This is a genomic window from Sporofaciens sp. St.21A7, assembly GCF_059728535.1.
Map to the genome: position 1 here is coordinate 2325081 of NZ_BAAGFN010000001.1, position 19575 is coordinate 2344655.

At 50.1% G+C, this 19575-nt stretch carries 16 protein-coding genes; 14 read left to right on the forward strand and 2 right to left on the reverse strand.

Going from position 1 to position 19575, the window contains the following annotated elements:
• Positions 1-87 precede the first annotated feature (87 nt).
• The 4 genes from ilvB to AC6I3O_RS11555 all read left to right on the forward strand — a co-directional run bounded on the left by ilvB (position 88) and on the right by AC6I3O_RS11555 (position 5663).
• Positions 88-1767 carry a biosynthetic-type acetolactate synthase large subunit gene (gene ilvB, locus AC6I3O_RS11540; protein ID WP_497850996.1) on the forward strand — a complete coding sequence of 560 codons (1680 nt, stop codon included), beginning with the start codon at positions 88-90 and terminating at the stop codon, positions 1765-1767.
• A gap of 28 nt (positions 1768-1795) precedes the next feature.
• The gene (gene serC, locus AC6I3O_RS11545) at positions 1796-2878 is read left to right on the forward strand and encodes a 3-phosphoserine/phosphohydroxythreonine transaminase (RefSeq protein WP_497850997.1); all 1083 of its coding nucleotides are present in this window, start codon (positions 1796-1798) and stop codon (positions 2876-2878) included.
• A 2-nt stretch (positions 2879-2880) separates the two neighbouring features.
• Complete coding sequence (locus AC6I3O_RS11550) at positions 2881-4044, forward strand: phosphoglycerate dehydrogenase (RefSeq protein WP_497850998.1); 1164 nt, start codon at positions 2881-2883, stop codon at positions 4042-4044.
• 161 nt (positions 4045-4205) lie between these two features.
• On the forward strand, positions 4206-5663 hold the full coding sequence (locus AC6I3O_RS11555; RefSeq protein WP_497850999.1) for a polysaccharide deacetylase family protein: 1458 nt from the start codon (positions 4206-4208) through the stop codon (positions 5661-5663).
• Positions 5664-5760: 97 nt separating this feature from the next.
• On the opposite strand, the gene AC6I3O_RS11560 is transcribed toward AC6I3O_RS11555, so the two are convergent.
• The gene (locus AC6I3O_RS11560) at positions 5761-6939 is read right to left on the reverse strand and encodes a ribose-phosphate pyrophosphokinase (RefSeq protein WP_497851000.1); all 1179 of its coding nucleotides are present in this window, start codon (positions 6937-6939) and stop codon (positions 5761-5763) included.
• A 150-nt stretch (positions 6940-7089) separates the two neighbouring features.
• On the opposite strand from AC6I3O_RS11560, the gene AC6I3O_RS11565 reads away from it, so the two are divergent.
• The 4 genes from AC6I3O_RS11565 to AC6I3O_RS11580 all read left to right on the forward strand — a co-directional run bounded on the left by AC6I3O_RS11565 (position 7090) and on the right by AC6I3O_RS11580 (position 11513).
• A complete protein-coding gene (locus AC6I3O_RS11565) occupies positions 7090-8409 on the forward strand; it encodes a DUF512 domain-containing protein (protein ID WP_497851001.1) in 1320 nt (439 codons plus the stop codon).
• Between the two features lie 72 nt (positions 8410-8481).
• The gene (der, locus tag AC6I3O_RS11570) at positions 8482-9810 is read left to right on the forward strand and encodes a ribosome biogenesis GTPase Der (protein WP_497851002.1); all 1329 of its coding nucleotides are present in this window, start codon (positions 8482-8484) and stop codon (positions 9808-9810) included.
• A gap of 2 nt (positions 9811-9812) precedes the next feature.
• Positions 9813-10457 carry a glycerol-3-phosphate 1-O-acyltransferase PlsY gene (plsY, locus tag AC6I3O_RS11575; RefSeq protein WP_497851003.1) on the forward strand — a complete coding sequence of 215 codons (645 nt, stop codon included), beginning with the start codon at positions 9813-9815 and terminating at the stop codon, positions 10455-10457.
• A 42-nt stretch (positions 10458-10499) separates the two neighbouring features.
• Positions 10500-11513 carry an NAD(P)H-dependent glycerol-3-phosphate dehydrogenase gene (locus AC6I3O_RS11580; RefSeq protein ID WP_497851004.1) on the forward strand — a complete coding sequence of 338 codons (1014 nt, stop codon included), beginning with the start codon at positions 10500-10502 and terminating at the stop codon, positions 11511-11513.
• Positions 11514-11515: 2 nt separating this feature from the next.
• On the opposite strand, the gene AC6I3O_RS11585 is transcribed toward AC6I3O_RS11580, so the two are convergent.
• Positions 11516-12880 (reverse strand): MATE family efflux transporter, encoded by a 1365-nt coding sequence (locus AC6I3O_RS11585; protein ID WP_497851005.1) that lies wholly within the window; start codon positions 12878-12880, stop codon positions 11516-11518.
• A gap of 202 nt (positions 12881-13082) precedes the next feature.
• Between AC6I3O_RS11585 and AC6I3O_RS11590 the strand changes: the two genes are divergently transcribed.
• The 6 genes from AC6I3O_RS11590 to AC6I3O_RS11615 all read left to right on the forward strand — a co-directional run bounded on the left by AC6I3O_RS11590 (position 13083) and on the right by AC6I3O_RS11615 (position 19399).
• Positions 13083-15026, forward strand: coding sequence for a DUF975 family protein (locus AC6I3O_RS11590; protein WP_497851006.1), 1944 nt, complete (start codon positions 13083-13085; stop codon positions 15024-15026).
• Positions 14935-16131 (forward strand): metallophosphoesterase, encoded by a 1197-nt coding sequence (locus AC6I3O_RS11595; RefSeq protein ID WP_497851007.1) that lies wholly within the window; start codon positions 14935-14937, stop codon positions 16129-16131. The genes AC6I3O_RS11590 and AC6I3O_RS11595 overlap by 92 nt, the downstream gene beginning before the upstream one ends.
• Positions 16132-16194: 63 nt before the next feature.
• Positions 16195-17424 (forward strand): sensor histidine kinase, encoded by a 1230-nt coding sequence (locus tag AC6I3O_RS11600; RefSeq protein ID WP_497851008.1) that lies wholly within the window; start codon positions 16195-16197, stop codon positions 17422-17424.
• A 50-nt stretch (positions 17425-17474) separates the two neighbouring features.
• The gene (locus AC6I3O_RS11605; RefSeq protein ID WP_497851009.1) at positions 17475-18098 is read left to right on the forward strand and encodes a response regulator; all 624 of its coding nucleotides are present in this window, start codon (positions 17475-17477) and stop codon (positions 18096-18098) included.
• An 81-nt stretch (positions 18099-18179) separates the two neighbouring features.
• Positions 18180-18560, forward strand: coding sequence for a RidA family protein (locus AC6I3O_RS11610; RefSeq protein WP_497851010.1), 381 nt, complete (start codon positions 18180-18182; stop codon positions 18558-18560).
• 5 nt (positions 18561-18565) lie between these two features.
• Positions 18566-19399 carry a P-loop NTPase gene (locus tag AC6I3O_RS11615; RefSeq protein WP_497851011.1) on the forward strand — a complete coding sequence of 278 codons (834 nt, stop codon included), beginning with the start codon at positions 18566-18568 and terminating at the stop codon, positions 19397-19399.
• Positions 19400-19575 lie beyond the last annotated feature (176 nt).

Consider the following 19575-nt stretch of genomic DNA (forward strand, 5'->3'; position numbering starts at 1 on the left):
AGCGGATTGCAGAACCGGAAGATGGCAGGCTTGCCGTGATAATTTTCAGAATACAACATATATAATATAGAAGGAGAACGACAGAATATGCAGTTGACAGGATCAGAGATTTTGATCGAATGTTTAAAAGAGCAGGGTGTGGACACGGTGTTCGGTTATCCGGGCGGCGCCATCCTGAATGTATATGATGAGTTATATAAGCACAGCGACGAGATAAAGCATATCCTGACTTCCCATGAACAGGGGGCTGCCCATGCGGCTGACGGATATGCAAGGGCGACCGGGAAGGTGGGCGTGTGTTTCGCCACCAGCGGTCCGGGGGCTACCAACCTTGTCACGGGGATTGCTACGGCATATATGGATTCGATTCCAATCGTGGCCATTACCTGTAATGTGGGGGTCAGCCTTCTGGGGAAAGACAGTTTCCAGGAAATCGACATTGCAGGAATCACAATGCCCATTACAAAGCATAATTATATTGTAAAAGATGTAAACGACCTTGCCGACACCATACGGAAATCCTTTATCATCGCAAAGAAGGGAAGGCCTGGACCGGTTCTGATTGATATCCCGAAAGATGTGACGGCAAATAAGGCGGAATATCACAGGGAAGAGCCGAAACCAATCCCTCATTCCATTGATGTGAGCGAGGCAGAGATTGAGACAGCCCTGAAGTTGATTGAAAAATCCAGGAAACCTTATATCTTTGTGGGGGGCGGCGCCATTTTATCGGATGCAAGCGAGGAATTGGTTACATTTGTCAGGAAGGTAGATGCACCTGTGACGGATTCCCTCATGGGAAAAGGTGCGTTTCCGGGAACAGACCCCCTCTATACCGGGATGCTTGGGATGCATGGGACAAAAACGTCCAATTATGGGGTCAGTGAGTGCGACTTGCTGATTGTCATCGGTGCAAGATTCAGCGACCGTGTGACCGGCAATGCGAAGAAATTTGCCAGCCATGCAAAAATCTTACAGTTTGACATTGACGCGGCGGAGATGGATAAGAATGTGTTGATTACAGCCGGGGTCGTGGGCGATATCCGGGAAATCTTAGGAATCTTGAATGCCAGATTATCCCAGCAGGAACACAAGGACTGGATTGAAAAAATCATGGAATATAAGGGGCGTTTTCCCTTGTCCTATCATCCAGACGTGCTGACCGGGCCTTTCGTGGTGGAGGAGGTGTACCGCCAGACCAAAGGCGAGGCGATTGTGGTCACGGAAGTAGGGCAGCATCAGATGTGGGCGGCACAGTTCTACCGCTACACGAAGCCAAGGACGCTTTTGACTTCCGGCGGGCTTGGCACCATGGGGTATGGGCTTGGAGCATCCCTTGGGGCGAAGATGGGAATGCCGGATAAGATTGTGGTGAATATTGCGGGAGACGGATGCTTCCGTATGAATATGAATGAGATTGCGACGGCAGTGCGCCATAACATCCCGGTCATTCAAGTAGTGGTCAATAACCATGTGCTAGGGATGGTGCGCCAGTGGCAGAACCTTTTCTATGGGCAGAGATATTCGGCTACGGTGTTAAACGACGCGGTAGATTTCGTGAAACTTGCCGAGGCGATGGGCGCAGTGGGAATCCGGGCGGCGACTCAGGAAGAATTCAAGGATGCATTTGCAAAAGCGCTGACTTTGGGAAGGCCTGTGGTAATTGACTGTCAGATTGATTCTGACGACAAGGTATGGCCAATGGTGGCGCCGGGGAAGGCAATCAGCGAAGTGTTCGACGAGAAGGATTTGGAAGAAAGTAAGTAGGAAAAAGTTAGAAAGTGGAGGAATGAAGATGAGCAGAGTGTACAATTTTTCAGCAGGACCAGCAGTTTTGCCGGAAGAAGTGTTGAGGGAAGCGGCAGAGGAAATGTTAGACTATAAGGGGACTGGGATGTCCGTCATGGAGATGAGTCACCGCTCAAAGGCATTTCAGGAGATTATTGATACGGCAGAGGCGGATCTGCGTGATTTGATGGGAATCCCCGATGATTACGCGGTACTGTTCCTGCAAGGCGGGGCGTCCCAGCAGTTTGCCATGATTCCCATGAATCTGATGAAGAACCGTGTGGCAGATTATATTGTGACCGGGCAGTGGGCAAAGAAGGCCAGCGAGGAGGCGAAGAAGTACGGAAAGGTGAATATCATAGCCTCTTCCGCAGACCGGACATTTTCCTATATCCCGGATGTCAGCAGTCTTCCGGTTTCCGAAGATGCGGATTATGTGTATATTTGCGAGAATAACACGATTTACGGGACGAAATATAAGGAACTGCCGGATACAAAGGGAAAGCTTCTTGTGGCGGACGTCTCGTCCTGTTTCCTGTCCGAGCCGGTGGATGTGACAAAGTACGGGGTGATTTATGGAGGGGTACAGAAGAATATCGGCCCTGCAGGAACGGTAATTGTAATTATGAGGAAGGATTTGATTACGGACGATGTGCTTCCTGGGACTCCGACCATGTTGAAGTACAAGACCCACGCGGACGCAGGTTCTCTGTATAACACGCCTCCGGCATATGGAATCTATATCTGCGGCAAGGTGTTCAAGTGGCTGAAAAAGCAGGGAGGCCTTGAAGCGATGAAGGTGCATAATGAGAAGAAGGCGAAGGTTCTGTATGATTATCTTGATACGAGCAGGATGTTTCGGGGAACCGTAGTGCCAAAAGATCGGTCGCTGATGAATGTACCGTTTGTGACGGGAAATGAGGAATTGGACGCAAAATTTGTGAAAGAGGCAAAGGCGGCGGGATTCGAGAACTTGAAAGGACACCGTACCGTAGGCGGCATGCGCGCAAGTATTTATAATGCGATGCCGATAGAAGGGGTCGAGGCGCTTGTGGCATTTATGAAGAAGTTTGAAGAGGAGAATCTGTAATCATGTATAAATATTATTGCTTAAATCCAATCTCTGACGTAGGGCTTGAGAAACTGACAGAAGAATATGTTCCGGCGGGGACTGTGGAAAAGGCGGACGCAGTGCTGGTAAGAAGCGCCGCCATGCACGAGATGGACTTTTCAAAGAACCTGAAAGCAATCGCCCGTGCAGGGGCAGGGGTCAACAATATTCCGTTGGAGCGGTGTGCGGAGGAAGGAATCGTGGTGTTCAATACGCCGGGGGCCAATGCCAACGGAGTGAAGGAGCTGGTTATCGCAGGAATGTTCCTTGCGTCCCGGGATATTATCGGCGGTATTAATTGGGTACAGGAGAACGAGGAGGACGGCAATATTGCAAAGGATGCGGAGAAGGCGAAGAAGGCGTTTGCCGGGTGCGAGTTAGAGGGCAAGAAGCTGGGCGTCATCGGCCTGGGGGCAATCGGCGTGCTGGTGGCAAATGCAGCGACGAACCTGGGGATGGATGTATATGGATATGACCCTTATGTTTCCGTGGATTCGGCGTGGAGGCTGTCAAGGAGTATCCATCATGCGAAGACGGTGGATGAACTGTATCAGAATTGTGACTATATTACGATTCATGTCCCAGCAATGGAGCAGACCAAGGGGATGATTGACAAGAATGCCATCAGCCTTATGAAGAAAGGCGTGGTGGTGCTGAATTTTGCAAGGGATGTGCTGGTGGACGAAGAGGCTATGGTGGATGCGCTGCTGTCAGGACATGTGAAGCACTATGTGTCGGATTTCCCGACGCCTGTGACCGCAGGGGTCAAAGGCGCCATTGTCATCCCGCATCTGGGGGCGTCTACGGAGGAGTCGGAGGATAACTGTGCGAAGATGGCGGTGAAGCAGTTAAGGGATTACCTGGAGAACGGGAATATTAAAAATTCGGTCAATTATCCCAACTGTGATATGGGTATCCCGGGAGAGAATACCCGGATTCTCATTCTTCATAGGAACGTGCCGAATATGATTGGGCAATTCACGAAGATTCTGGCGAAGGACAATATGAATATTGCGGATTTAACGAATAAGAGTAAAGGAAAGTATGCGTATACCATGATTGATATCGACAGTCCGGTGCCGGAAAATGTGTCCGAAGAGCTTGCTAAGGTCAGGGAAGTGCTGCGTGTCCGGATTATCAGATAGTAAATATTAAAGAATAATTAAATATTCTTAACATAATCTTTATTGAATTGATTTTCGTTTTCCTGTATACTCAGCTAAGGAACCGGGAGAATTGATTTTCGTACGGTTCTTACCTAAGTGACATGACGGGGCGGCTTGGATATACAGGGGAGATGTAAGGAATGACGAATGATAGAAGCAAGGAGAGAAGATTATTAAAAGAGAAGAGAATCCGGAAGGTAAGGAGAGTGAGAATGTGCTTGCGTATTCTGACTCTTTTGATGATTTGTGTGATGCCTCTTCTCTTTTTGACTACGGCCACCGCTTCCCGGCAGGAAGTTTCTATCTATCTCAAGCTTAATGAAGCCTCCATCCTACAGGGGGAAGAGCTTCCGGCGTTCGGGATAGAAGGGGAACTTGTGGGGAATGGCGATGTGATTCTGGACGGGGAGTCTGGTTATACGGCGGAGGATTTGTTGAAAGATTTCGAGAGTGGGAAGGGATATGCGGTTACATGTGAGGCGGATGTCGCCACAGAGGGAGAGTACCCGATGCACTTGAAGCTTTCGGACGAGATACAGGCAGCTTTAGGAAAGGAATGGATGGGGCTTGTCAGGGTGGATACGCTGGATGCGATGCTGACGGTGAAGAATGCTGTCGGCGAGTGGGATGGCGACCGATTTCGGAAGTATGACGGCTCATATGTCACCAACGATTTCGTGGTTTCCAAAGGGAACACCTATTATTTTGACGGAGAAGGCAATAAGGCGACTGGCTGGGTGGATGCCGGGGGCGTCAGATATTATATGGACGGAGATGGAATCCGTAAGACCGGATGGGTGGATGTAGATGATTCCAGATACTATCTTGAAGGGGACGGGCATATGGTGACCGGCTGGAAAGATATTGAGGAGAAGACATACTATTTTGACCAGGAAGGGAAGATGGCAAAGGGAGAGTTATACATAGGGATGACGAAGTGTTCTTTTGATAAGGAGGGAGTACTTACATCCATGGAGGACAGTGATGTAGACCCGGCAAGACCTATGATTGCGCTGACGTTTGACGACGGACCGGGGAAACGTACTGGGGAGCTTTTGGAGGTGCTTGCGGCGAACCATGCCCATGCTACCTTCTTCATGCAGGGAAAGAATGTGCCGAGATATCAGAATGAAGTGAAGCGCATGAAGGAGATTGGGTGTGAGCTTGGAAGCCATTCTTTTGACCATCCAGACCTTTCTAAGATGGATGCGGCAGGGATACGTGACCAGATCGACCGCACGAACCAGAATCTAAAGGATGCGGCAGGGCAGCCGGCATCTGTATTGCGTCCGCCTTATGGTGCGATTGGAAGTACATTGAAGTCCGTAGCTGGGTTGCCGTTGATTCTCTGGAATATTGATACTCTGGACTGGAAGACCAGGAATGCGCAGGCAACGATTGACAATGTGATGCAGAAGGTAAAGGACGGGGATATTGTCCTGATGCACGATATCCACACGGAGAGCATAGATGCGGCAATTGTGCTGATTCCTAAGCTGATTGAGGCGGGGTATCAGTTGGTCACAGTTTCCGAGCTTGCGGCGGCGCGGGGAATTGGGATGCAGAACGGGACGAGTTATACGGATTTCTGTAAGTAAGGGATAGAAAAGAGAGACTGTCAGGAAACAATGTGGTTTCTGACAGTCTCTCTTTCTACTCACCCTGTGGGTATACCTTAACAGTGAAACACAATGATTACGTTAGCCTGCGGTTGTGTTCATTCAGAAGCGCATGGATCTTATCTGTCGGATTCAAGACTTTTCCGATGGAAATATCATGATTCATGGAATCTATGATCAGTGCAATGAACTTGGTCATATCTGCGACTACGAAGTAGGGTTTTTCATAGGCTTCCGGCGGCAGATAAGTTAAGTTGGTAGTGATGACACGGTCAATATAGCCTTTATTGTAATAATCGTCAAAGATTCCGAAACCTTCCGTGAACAGGCCAAAGGTAGTGCATACGAATACTCGGTTCGCGCCCCGCTCTTTGATCTGTTTTGCCACATCCAGCATGCTTTCCCCGGAGGAAATCATATCATCCACGATGATAACGTCTTTCCCATGAATATCATCCCCCAAAAATTCATGTGCGACAATCGGGTTCTTTCCCTTTACGACAGTGGAATAATCACGGCGTTTGTAGAACATCCCCATGTTCACGCCGGTCACGTTGGAGAAATAGACGGCACGGTGCATAGCGCCCTCGTCAGGGCTTACGATCATCAGATGGTCTTTGTCCACAATGAGCTCAGGCTCGGCGCGCAAGAGAGCCTTGATGAACTGGTAAGGCGGGTTGAAGCTGTCGAAACCGTGGAGCGGGATGGCATTCTGCACTCTGGGGTCGTGGGCGTCGAAGGTAATAATATTGTCCACGCCCATATCCGTTAATTCCTGGAGTGCCAGGGCGCAGTCCAGAGATTCCCGCTTGGTGCGCTTGTGCTGGCGGCTCTCGTACAGGAACGGCATGAGTACGTTCAATCTGTGAGCCTTGCCGTTGGCTGCCGAAATGATTCGTTTTAAATCCTGGTAGTGGTCATCCGGAGACATATGGTTTGGGTGCCCGTTGACCGTGTAAGTCAGGCTGTAATTGCATACGTCAACCATGATGAATAGATCTTTGCCGCGGATAGATTCGTGAATCAGGCCCTTGGCTTCCCCGGTGCCAAAGCGCGGGCATTGGGATTCCACCAGATAGGAATCCAGCCGATAGCTGGAAAAAAGCGGGGAATCCAGAGATTCCCGCAAGGTGTCCTGGCGGAACCGCACAATGTATTGATCCACTCTCTGCCCCAGTTCCTTGCAGGAATCAAGGGCAGCGATTTTCAGAGGCGCAATTGGAAGCGCCGTTTCCATTAGTTTAATGTTTGGCATGTTAATCTCCTATGTGTGTTTGTTGATACAATCCTAAGATATTTATAACACTTTTGGGGGAGGAAGGTCAACTATAGATTCGTGAATGTGTTGGAAATTGAGATAGGGATGTGCTATACTAGAGGAAAATATGGGGAGAATCAATTTAAGATGAGCAGAAAGAAGCATGAGCATGTAATAAAAGGCGTACTGCCGGGAAGTATCGCAGAGGAATTGGGAATTGAAGCGGGCGACAGGCTGATTTCCATCAATGAAAACGAAGTCGGGGATGTGTTCGACTATCATTTTTTGGTAAATGACGAGGAACTGACGCTTCTCATCGAGAAGCCAGACGGTGAGGAGTGGGAACTTGAGATAGAGAAGGATTACGAGGAAGATTTGGGGATTGAATTCGAGCAAGGGCTGATGGATGAGTACCGTTCCTGCAGGAACAAGTGCATGTTCTGCTTCATCGACCAGATGCCCCAAGGGATGCGCAAGACGCTGTATTTTAAGGATGATGATTCCAGGCTTTCTTTCCTTCAGGGAAATTATGTGACGCTTACGAATATGAGTGACCATGATATCGAACGGATCGTGAATTATCATCTGGAGCCTATCAACATATCGTTCCATACCACGAACCCGGAACTTAGATGCAGGATGCTGTGCAACCGTTTTGCAGGTGAGGCTTTGAAGAAGGTAGACAGGCTCTATGAAGGCGGGATTCGGATGAACGGCCAGATTGTGCTGTGCAAAGGCGTCAACGACGGGGAAGAACTGGAGCGCAGTATCCGTGAACTGACCAGATACATCCCTTGTCTGGAGAGCGTGTCCGTAGTTCCGGTGGGTCTTACGAAGTACCGGGAAGGGCTGTATCCTTTAGAACCGTTTCAGAAAGAGGATGCGAAGAAAGTTCTGGATACCATCCACCGTTGGCAGGAGCGGATTTATGAGGAACATGGGATTCATTTTATCCACGGGGGCGACGAGTGGTACATCCTGGCGGGGGAAGAACTGCCGGAGGAAGAGCGGTATGACGGATATTTACAGCTTGAGAATGGCGTAGGGATGCTGCGCTTGCTTAAAAATGAGTTCCGGCAGGCTTATGAAGCGGCAGAAGGCGACGACAGGGCAAGGAAACTTTCTATGGCGACAGGGCTTCTGGCGTATCCTTATATCCGGGAAATGGCGAAGCAGCTTAGGGAGAAGTACCCGGCCACCGAGATTTTCATATATCCAATCAGGAATGAGTTTTTTGGAGAGTTGATTACGGTGTCAGGTCTGATTACAGGGAAGGATTTGATTGCACAGCTTAGGGGAAAGGAATTGGGGGAAAGATTGCTGCTGCCCTGCAATATGTTCCGCAGCGGGGAGGAAGTCTTTCTGGATGATATTACGCTTCCGGAATTGGAAGAGGCTTTACAAGTGAAGATAGATATTGTAAAATCAAGCGGACAGGATTTTATCGAGGCTGTTAAGGGTATCTGAATCGTGAGGGCAGAGAGCGCAGACAGGACGGAGAAGAGATAGAAGAAAATGGAATAGAATAGGAGATAGAGTATGAGTAAACCAGTAGTGGCGATTGTTGGAAGGCCCAACGTAGGAAAATCGACCCTTTTTAATGCACTGGCGGGCGGGATGATTTCGATTGTGAAGGACACGCCGGGCGTGACCAGGGACCGTATCTATGCGGATGTTTCCTGGCTTGACCGGGAATTTACCCTGATAGATACAGGTGGAATCGAGCCGGAGAGCAAGGACATTATTTTATCACAGATGAGGGAGCAGGCGCAGATTGCGATTGATACGGCGGACGTCATTATGTTCCTGACGGATGTCCGACAGGGTCTGGTGGATGCGGATTCCAAGGTCGCAGACATGCTGAGGCGGTCGTCAAAGCCAGTTTTACTGGTGGTGAATAAGGTGGACAATTTCGAGAAGTTCATGCCGGATGTGTATGAGTTCTACAATCTGGGGATCGGGGAACCGTATCCGATTTCATCCGCGTCACGGCTGGGGCTTGGGGACATGCTGGATGAGCTGGTTCAATATTTCCCCGAAGGAACACAGGAGGAAGAGGAGGATGAAAGGCCGCGGGTGGCAATCATAGGGAAGCCTAACGTAGGAAAGTCGTCCATCATCAATAAACTTCTCGGTGAGCAGCGGGTCATTGTGTCGGATGTTGCCGGGACCACCAGGGACGCCATTGACACGGACATTGTTTATAACGGGAAAGAATATGTGTTCATCGATACTGCAGGGCTTCGCAGGAAGAGCAAGATTAAGGAAGAGCTGGAGCGTTACAGCATCATCCGCGCTGTATCCGCCGTGGAGCGTTCAGATGTGGTGCTGATGGTAATCGACGCCGTGGAAGGCGTGACGGAGCAGGATGCGAAGATTGCCGGGATTGCCCATGAGAGGGGCAAAGGGATGATTATTGTGGTCAATAAGTGGGACGCAATCGAGAAGAATGATAAGACGATGCGGGAGTACGAGAAGGAAGTCCGCCGTGTGCTGTCATTTATGCCCTATGCGGAGATTATGTATGTGTCTGCGCAGACAGGACAGCGGTTAGTCAAATTGTATGATATGATTGATATGGTAATCGAGAACCAGTCCCTGCGTGTGGCGACGGGCGTGCTCAATGAGATTATGATGGAGGCCGTGGCGATGCAGCAGCCGCCGTCCGATAAGGGGAAGAGGCTGAAACTTTACTATATTACGCAAGTTGCCGTGAAACCGCCTACTTTTGTAATTTTCGTAAATGACAGGGAGCTGATGCATTTCTCTTATACCAGATATCTTGAGAATAAGATTCGGGAGGCATTCGGTTTCCGCGGGACTTCGTTGAAATTCTTCATCCGGGAGAGAAAGGAAAAGGGACGTTAGCTATGGAACGCTTGGTCAGTGTGTTGATAGGGTACGTATTTGGACTGTTACAGACGGGATATTTGTACGGGAAACTGCACAATATAGATATCAGGAGCAAAGGAAGCGGCAATGCCGGGACCACCAATGCGCTCAGGACGATGGGGTGGAAGGCGGGCGTGGTGACGCTTTTTGGAGACGCGTTCAAGTGTGTGTTCGCGGTTTTGCTGGTGCGTTTCATTTACCGGGAGAGCCATGGGGACATGCTGCCGCTTTTGTCTATGTATGCGGGCATGGGGGCGGTTCTGGGGCATAACTATCCGTTCTATATGAAGTTCAAAGGCGGGAAAGGGATTGCCACGACTGCCGGGCTTCTGCTGAGTACCACCAATGCATGGATGGTATTGCTCTGTCTTGCCGTATTCTTGGGAATTGTGGCGGGGACGAAATATGTGTCCTTAGGCTCTTTGGTAGTGGTGGTTCTTTACCTCGGCGAGGTAATCTGGCTTGGACAGACCGGGTTTTATGGGATTGCGCAGAATTATCTCTATGAGATGTACGGGATTGCGGCATTTTTGATGGTGTCGGCGTTCTTCAAGCACAGGGCGAATATTAAGCGGCTATTGTCTGGGACGGAGAATAAGCTAAGCGTAGGGAAGAGTAAGTAACCGAATTGGTTCAATATCAATTTAAGAAAGGATAGGAAGGCTATGGCAAATGTAGGAATTATGGGGGCGGGAAGCTGGGGAACGGCTCTGGCTCTTCTGCTTCACAGGAACGGGCATCAGGTCACGGTTTGGTCAATCAGTGAAGAGGAAGTGAAGATGCTTTCTGAGAAACGGGAACATGTGAGCAAACTTCCGGGAGTGGAACTTCCGGAGGATATGTTGTTCACAACAGATATGGAGTGTGCGGTGAAGGGGAAGGATTTTATCGTGCTTGCCGTGCCGTCTCCGTTTACACGGAATACTGCCCGCAATATGAGCCCTTATGTGGCAGATGGTCAGATTATCGTGGATGTGGCGAAGGGGATTGAGGAGAGTACGCTGATGACGCTTTCGCAGCAGATTGAGGAGGAGATTCCCAAGGCCGAGGTGGCAGTCCTGTCAGGACCGAGCCATGCGGAGGAAGTAGGAAGAGGGCTTCCGACTATCGTGGTCGTAGGCGCAAGGAAGAAAGAGATTGCCGAGTATCTTCAGGAGATGTTCATGAACGAGGTGTTCCGCGTGTATATCAGCCCGGATATGCGGGGGATGGAGTTAGGCGGCTCACTCAAGAATGTGATTGCGCTGGCGGCGGGAATTGCAGACGGGCTTGGATATGGCGACAACACGAAGGCAGCGCTGATTACCAGAGGGATTGCCGAGATTGCAAGGCTTGGCGTGAAGATGGGAGGCGCAGTGGAGAGCTTTACCGGGCTTACGGGAATCGGGGATTTGATTGTGACTTGCGCCAGTGTCCACAGCCGGAACCGAAAGGCTGGGTATCTCATCGGGCAGGGCAGGAGTATGCAGGAGGCCATGGACGAGGTACAGATGGTGGTGGAAGGCGTGTATTCTGCAAAGGCTGCGGTGAAGCTGGGAAAGAAATACGGAGTGTCGCTGCCGATTATTGATAAGGTGAGTGAAGTGCTGTTTGAAGGGAAAGACCCGAGGGAGGCAGTGAACGAGCTGATGCTCCGGGACGGAAGGCCGGAACATCAGGCGCTGCACTGGCAGGAATAGAATTACATTTCGGATTCGGGCGGAAGTTTTTTCAGGATGGTGGCGCGCATTGTAATGTAACAGGAGAGCCCGCCGATACAATTGGATATGGGTTCGGCAAGGAAGACGCCTGTCACGCCTAGCTTTCCGATTCGTGGGAGAATCAGCGTCAGCGGAACGACGATGAACACCTTCCGCAAAAGCGAGAAGAATACCGCCTGTTTTGGGCGGTTCAGCGCCTTGAATACGCTCTGGCCTGCGAACTGGAACGCCATGAAAAAAAATCCAAAAAAGTAGACGTGCATAGATGGCGCTGCCGCCGCAATCAGTCCTTCGTTGTGGTTGAAGATGCGGATGAAGAATTCTGGGAAGACGGAAAACAGTCCCCAGATTGTCAGCGTATATGTGAAACCCAACTGGGTCATGAAGCGGATTGCCCGTTTCATCAGGCGCATATTGTCAGCCCCGTAATTATAGCTGATGATGGGGGAGGCTCCTTCTGCAATTGCCATCACCGGCGTCTGGGCAATCTCCCGGACAGAGCTGATGACCGTCATGACGCTGATGTAAAGGTCGCCTCCGAAAATCTGGAGGGTGGAATTGCAGACGATCTGAACCAGGCCGTTGGTGAACGCCATGCAGAAGGTGGAGACTCCCAGTTTTGCGATTTCCCAGATGCAGGAGAGGTCTGGGGAGAATCCATGAAAATCAAGGGTCAGTTCCGCCTGTTTCCCGGTCAGGAAACGAAGGACCCATACGGCGGAGAAGAACTGGGAGATAATCGTCGCAAGCGCCGCCCCCTTCACTCCCATATGGAGCAGGAAGATGAAAATGGGGTCAAGGATGATGTTTAACGCGGCTCCAAGCAGCACGGTCTTCATGCCTGCTTTGGCAAATCCTTGGCTGTTGATATAGGGGTTCATCCCCAGGGAAATCATTACAAAGACGGTGCCGAGCAGGTAGATGGCCATGTAGCCGGAGGCGTAAGGGTACGTGGCCGTGCTTGCACCGAACAAAAAGAGCAGCGGCTTATGGAAGATAAGCCCCAAAAGCGTTAGGAAAAGCCCGGTAACGACCAACATGAAAAATGCATGGTTCATGATTTTTTGTGCTTTCTTGGCGTCATCCTTTCCTCTGGCGATGGAGCACAGAGGCGCGCCGCCGACCCCGAACAGGTTGGAAAAGGCAGTTACCATGGTGATTACAGGAAAACATAGTCCCAGCCCTGCCAGGGCAAGAGTGCCTTCGCCGGGGATTTTTCCGATGTAGATGCGGTCGATAATGTTGTAGAGCAGGTGTATCAACTGCGCTGCCAGCATAGGGACCGCTACGGAGAGGATATTGCGGGATACATTTTCATTTCCAAAATCAACTTGCTGTGACTGCATAGTTTGGTTCACTTCTTTCTAATGTGATAGATTTCTTATAGAAATATTGTATCACAGTTTTTTATCTTATAATATTCTTAATTTCGTTTTCATTGTGTTCAAAATCTTGTATGATAAAAGATGCTGCAGGGCATACCGTAATACATGCCCCTTGCGGGACGGATGGGCTTCGTCCAATAAGATATACGTAAAGAGGATGGTTATGACTAGAAGAGAGATAAAGGCCAGGGCAAGGCAGAACGTAAAAAAGCATTATATGATTCTTGTAATGACAGGGCTGATTGCCGTGTTTTTGGGGCTGCAGAGTTCGAGCTTTGATAATTTTGTGAGGATGTATTCGGCGGAACCAATGGCGGATACAAGGGTCGCCATGGGCAGTATCGGGTTGGTTGACGTGGTGCGGCATATCTTGATGGGCGATCCAGAAAAAGGGAGAGAACTCTCGGAGAAACTGAAAGAGCAGGAAATCGAACGGTCGAAAGAGGGAAACCGGGCCCTGGGAAGAAGCAGGGGCGCATTATCAAAGATTGTCAATGGAGTCACGTCCGGTTCTTTTCTTGTGATGTTCGTGTCGGGAATTAATTCCCTGTTCGGCTCGGATAATCTGGGGAGCCTGCTTTTAGTCTTGCTGGCTTTTGCCGGAGTGTTCGGCTTCTATCTGCTGGTAGTCAATACTTATACCGTCATTGCGGCGAGAATGTTCCTTGAGGGCAGATGCTATGAGAAGCTGGCGATTCACCGGTTTGTATTTTTACTGCGCAGGAAGCGTTGGATGAAAGTTTCCATTGCCATGCTGGTGTACACGGCCTATGAATTTTTGTGGATGCTGACCATTATCGGCGGTATTGTGAAATATTATTCCTATTACCTGGCACCGTATATCCTGGCGGAGAACCCATCTCTTAGCGGGCGGCAGGCGGTCACGCTGTCGCGGAAAATGATGCGGGGGCATAAGTGGGAGTGTTTTGTGATGGAATGTTCGTTTCTTGGGTGGAGCGTCCTTGGGGCGTTTACCTTTGGGCTTACGGAAGTATTCTACTCCCTTCCCTATCAGATGGCGGCGTTCAGTGAGTATTATGCGGGACTGCGGCGGCAGGCGAAGGCGGCGGGCATCCCTGGGGCGGAGTTTCTCAATGATACCTATCTGTACGAGAAGGCGTCAGGGGAACTTCTGGCAGAAACCTATGAGGATGTGGTGGAATGGAAGAATGGGCAGAAGGAAAACGTAAAAAAGCCGGAGGGATTCCGGGGCGTCCTTTCCGACTGGCTCGGTATTTTCATTGGAGATTCCGAAGAGGAACGGGGATACGAGGAGAACCGAGAGCTTCAGATGCGGCTTGGAATGTGTAAGGATGTGGTGGAAGGAAGGGCCTATCCAGGAAGGCTGTCCCATTTCCCTGAGACGGAGAAGCAAAAACGGGTGGGGACGTTCCATTATATGCGCCATTATTCCGTATGGTCGCTGATTATGTTGTTTTTCTTTTTTTCTATAATGGGCTGGTGCTGGGAAGTGAGCATCCATCTGGTTTTGGACGGGGTGTTCGTCAACCGGGGGACGCTCCATGGACCGTGGCTGCCTATTTACGGCGGAGGCGGGGTGCTGCTGCTTACGCTGCTGAACCGGGTGCGGAATCATCCGGTAGTGCAGTTCTTTAGTATTATTTTCGTATGCGGGATGGTGGAATACTGGACGTCCTACTATCTTGAGGTCGTGTATGACGGAAAGAAATGGTGGGATTACAGTGGATATTTTCTGAATCTGAACGGTCGGATCTGTGCGGAGGGCCTGCTGGTATTCGGGATCGGAGGCATGGTTATCGTGTATATTGCCGCGCCTCTTTTGGATAACCGGATACGCGGGATACCGAAAAATGTTCTGGTGTGCTGTTGTTTGGTACTGCTCTGTCTGTATACTGCGGATTGCGGATATTCTATGGGGCATCCCAATGAAGGGAAGGGGATTACGGACTATGAGCCTGTGTCCCGGGATTTCGGCAGCCAGGAAGTATTCGGGGAATTTATCGAGGAAATCAAGTATGGGAGGTGTGGAGATTATGCTGGCGATACTGCTATCCCCGCTGTATGTGTTGGTAAATGTTTATATTATCCGCTGGATTATCCGGTGGCTTGGCGCCTGCAGGCATGAGTTTCGGAAGTTTCGGGGGCGCTTGATTGTTTCTGCGGTGTATCTGTTTTTTGCCAGTGCGATGGGGGTTGGGTTCTTTTTGCCGCCGGGAGCTGTGAAACGTTTTTTTGTAAAGATTGGGAATTACTGGCTTGGAATTCTGCTCTATACGATTCTGGTGGTCGGCGCTGCAGATGCCGTTCATGTGATATTGAAAAGAAGCAAGAGGCTTAATCAGGAGAAACTGAGGAGCTTCAAGGTGTTCGTGGTGTCAGGGATTATCTGTGCCGTCGGGATCGCGGCGCTTAGTATCTGGGGAATGGTGAATGCAGGAAATATTCGTACTACAAGGTATGAGGCGGTCATTGAGAAGAATGCGGGCGATATCAAGCAGATGAAGGTGGTTCTTGCGGCCGACCTGCATATGGGATACAACATCGGGTGCGGTCATATCCGGGAAATGGTGGAAAAGATAAACGCGGAAGAGCCGGATCTGGTGGTGTTTGCGGGAGACATTTTCGACAATGAGTATGAAGCGTTGGAAGACCCGGAGGAATTGATTTCGATTTTCAAAGGAATTAAAAGTAAATATGGGGTTTACGCCTGTTACGGGAACCATGACATCAAGGAGAGGATTCTTGCCGGGTTTACGTTTGGAGGGAGCCGGAAGAAGGAAAGCGACATCCGAATGGATGAGTTCCTTGAGAAGGCGGGAGTCACCCTGCTTCGGGATGAGTCTGTGCTGATCGCGGACAGTATTTATCTCTATGGGCGTCCGGACAGGCACCGTCCCGGAAGGGGGATAAAGAAGCGGAAGACGCCGGAGGAGGTCACGGAAGGGATGGATTTGTCTAAGCCGGTGTTCGTGATTGACCATCAGCCGAAGGAGCTTCAAGAGCTTGCAGATGCAGGCGTGGATTTGGATTTGTGCGGGCATACCCACGACGGGCAGGTGTGGCCGGGGAATCTGACCATACGGTTGATGTGGGAGAACGCATGCGGATATTTGAAGAAAGGGGATATGCATAATATCGTCACGTCTGGCGTGGGGATATTCGGACCGTATATGCGGGTCGGGACGATTGCGGAGATCTGTGCGGTCACAGTGAAGTTTGAAGGGGATTGAGCTTTTGCCAGAAAACAATGGAATAGTGAGTCGGATGGAGCACACTAGACAGGAGGAGTTGGAATGAAGCGTGCGTTGGATTTAGCAGTGTTATGGATTTATTGTCTGGTGGCGGCGGTGTTTCTGCCGGTCAATATTCCCTTTGTGGCGGCGGCGCTGTCTGCGGTGGTCTATGCATGCGGCGGCTGTCTGGCCCGGTCGGGGCGTGCAAGGTTTGGAATGACGGCGGTGTTTCTTGCGCTGTCTATGATATACCAATATTTGCTGGTGTTTGCACCTCTTGTGGTATATACTTTGTTGGACGCAGTCCAACCCACGGCTGTTGAATGTAATTCAAACGGACTGAATGGAGATATGTCTTGCGAGTCGTCCTGGGGGTGTGATATATTGGATACACGCAGATATGTGTTTGTGTTGGGGCTCGCAGCCTGTTGTTTGGTCGCAGCTTTTTATGTTTTGTCTGAACGGACGGCGGTCTGTTTTGAAACAGTGGGCTGTTTGATTGCGGGGGTGATTCAGTATCAGACCAGGCGGTATGACCTGTTGGATATGAGATACCGGAGAATCAGGGATGACGGCGTGGAGAAGAACCTCCTTCTTAGGGAGAAGAATCAAAGCATTCTGGAAAAGCAGGACTATGAGATCTATACGGCCACTCTCAGGGAGAGGAATCGGATTGCAAGAGAAATTCATGATAACGTAGGTCATATGCTGTCCCGGTCGATTTTAATGGTAGGGGCGATGAAGGCGATCCATGAGGAAGGTAATCTAAAGGAACCGCTGTGCCAGTTGGAGGACACCCTAAACGCCGCCATGACCAGTGTGCGCGAGAGTGTCCATGATTTACATGACGAGGCGATCAACTTAAAGGAAGTTCTGGAGAGTCTGGTGGGGGAATTTACGTTCTGTCAGGCGCAGCTTGCGTATGATATGGGATATGATGTTCCACGGGAGATCCGGTACGGGTTTATTGCAATCGTCAAGGAGGCGTTGAACAATGTGATGAAGCACAGCGATGCTACTTGGGTGAAGGTGATTGCCAGGGAGCATCCGGGGCTTTATCAGTTAATCGTAGAGGATAACGGGACGTCAAAGAGTATGGGATTGGATAGAAGAATGGCGAATCCGGTGAAGGGGCAGGAGGAAAACAGGGGAATCGGTATCCGCAACATGAAAGAGCGGGTGGATGGGTTTGGCGGGAATCTTGAAATTCGGATGCAAGGCGGTTGGCGGATTTATATTACCGTGCCAAAGCAGGCTAAGGGGGGCCCGAGATTCGGATATTCAGTTTAGGAAGATATGTAGGAAGCGGATGCAATGGAAAAGAGAAAGAGGATGGCTTTATGAGGATTGTAATTGTGGACGACGATATGCTGGTGGCAGGAGCGTTGAAAACGATTTTGGAGGCTGACAAAGACGTTACGGTCGCCGGGACGGGACAGGATGGGGGCGATGCGCTTGGACTGTATCGGCAGCATTTGCCGGACGTGCTTTTGATGGATATCCGGATGCAGAAGGTTAGCGGTCTTGAGGCGGCAAAACAGATTCTTGAGGAATATCCTCAAGCGAAGATATTGCTTTTGACAACGTTTGCCGACGATGAATATATTGTGAAAGCTCTAAAATACGGCGTCAAAGGCTATCTGCTCAAGCAGGATTACACAAGCATTCTTCCCGCAATCCGGGCGGTGTGTACAGGACAGACCGTGTTCGGGACGGAAATCGTATCGAAGATACCGCAGCTTTTACAGGAAAAGAAGACATTTGACTGGGCGGCTTATGAAATCAGTGAGAAGGAGCTAAAGGTCATGTCTCTGGTGGCGGAGGGGCTAAGTAATAAGGAAATCGCCCAAGAATTGTTCCTGAGCGAGGGGACAGTGCGTAATTATATCAGTAATATTCTGGAAAAGCTGGGTCTTAGGGACCGAACGCAGTTAGCGGTGCATTATCTGAAAAAAAACTATTGATAATCTGGATGTAAAAGTAGTACAATGCTAGATGTGAGAGATGTATTACACGGAATAATATAAAGTAAAGGAGAGATCATCATGAAAGTAGTAGCGACAAAGAAAGCGCCGGAAGCATTAGGGCCATATTCACAGGGATATGTGCATAATGGAATTTTCTATTCTGCAGGACAGGTTCCGATTAATCCGGAGACGGGAGATGTGGAGGCAGAGACGATTGAGGGACAGGCAGAGCAGGTATGCAAGAACTTAGGCGCAGTCCTTGAAGAAGCCGGAACGTCTTTTGACAAAGTACTGAAAACCACCTGCTTCTTAGCAGATATGGGAGATTTCGCAGCATTTAACGAAGTGTATGCGAAGTATTTCACGTCTAAGCCAGCGAGAAGCTGCGTTGCAGTGAAGACGCTGCCGAAGAATGTGAAGTGTGAAGTAGAACTGATTGCAGTTGCAGAAGAGAGGTAAGTATCATGGCAGAAGAACAGCAGAATGGCTGTACATCATCGGACTGTGCCGGATGTGCTCATGCTGGGTCATGCAGCAGCAAGCCTCAGGATTTGAGAGAGCCGGCGAATCCGTTTTCTAAGATAAAGAAAGTGATTGCAGTCGTAAGTGGTAAGGGCGGAGTGGGCAAGTCCCTGGTGACGGCAAGCCTTGCAAGGATGATGAGGGAGCAGGGATTTTCTGTCGGCATCCTGGATGCTGACGTGACCGGTCCTTCCATTCCTAAGATGTATGGAATCCATGAGAAGGCAAAAGGAGATGAGGCAGGAATCTTCCCTTGTGAGTCGAAGGACGGCACGAAGATTATGTCTGTGAACCTGCTCCTTGAGAATGAGTCCGATCCGGTTATCTGGAGAGGTCCGGTGATTGCAGGCGTTGTGACACAGTTCTGGACAGATGTTATGTGGGGCGAATTGGATTATCTGTTTGTGGACATGCCGCCGGGAACCGGCGACGTACCGTTGACGGTATTCCAGTCTCTTCCGGTGGACGGCGTGGTAATCGTGACGTCTCCTCAGGATCTTGTGCAGATGATTGTGAAGAAGGCCTACAATATGGCAAAAGCTATGAATATCCCGGTGCTGGGAATCGTAGAGAACTACAGCTATCTGGTGTGCCCGGACTGTGGGAAACAGATTCCCGTGTTCGGTGAGAGTCATGTTGACCAGGCGGCAGAGGAGCTTGGGATTCCTGTATTGGGTAAGATGCCGATAGATGCAAGACTTGCAGAGGCGGTGGAGCAAGAGAGGTTCCATGAGATCAGCAATGAGTATTTGCCGGCGGCGGTGAATAAGATATAGAAGCGTGATTCGTGGCGTAGGCGGGAGGTATTACCTGCTTACGCCGTTCTTTTATACCTTATTGGACGAAGTCCACCCGCCCGAAGGGCATGCATTACGGGATGCCCGGAGGGTATACCTTATCGGACAAAGTCCGCCCGCCCGAAGGGCATGCATCACGGGATGCCCTTTGGGTA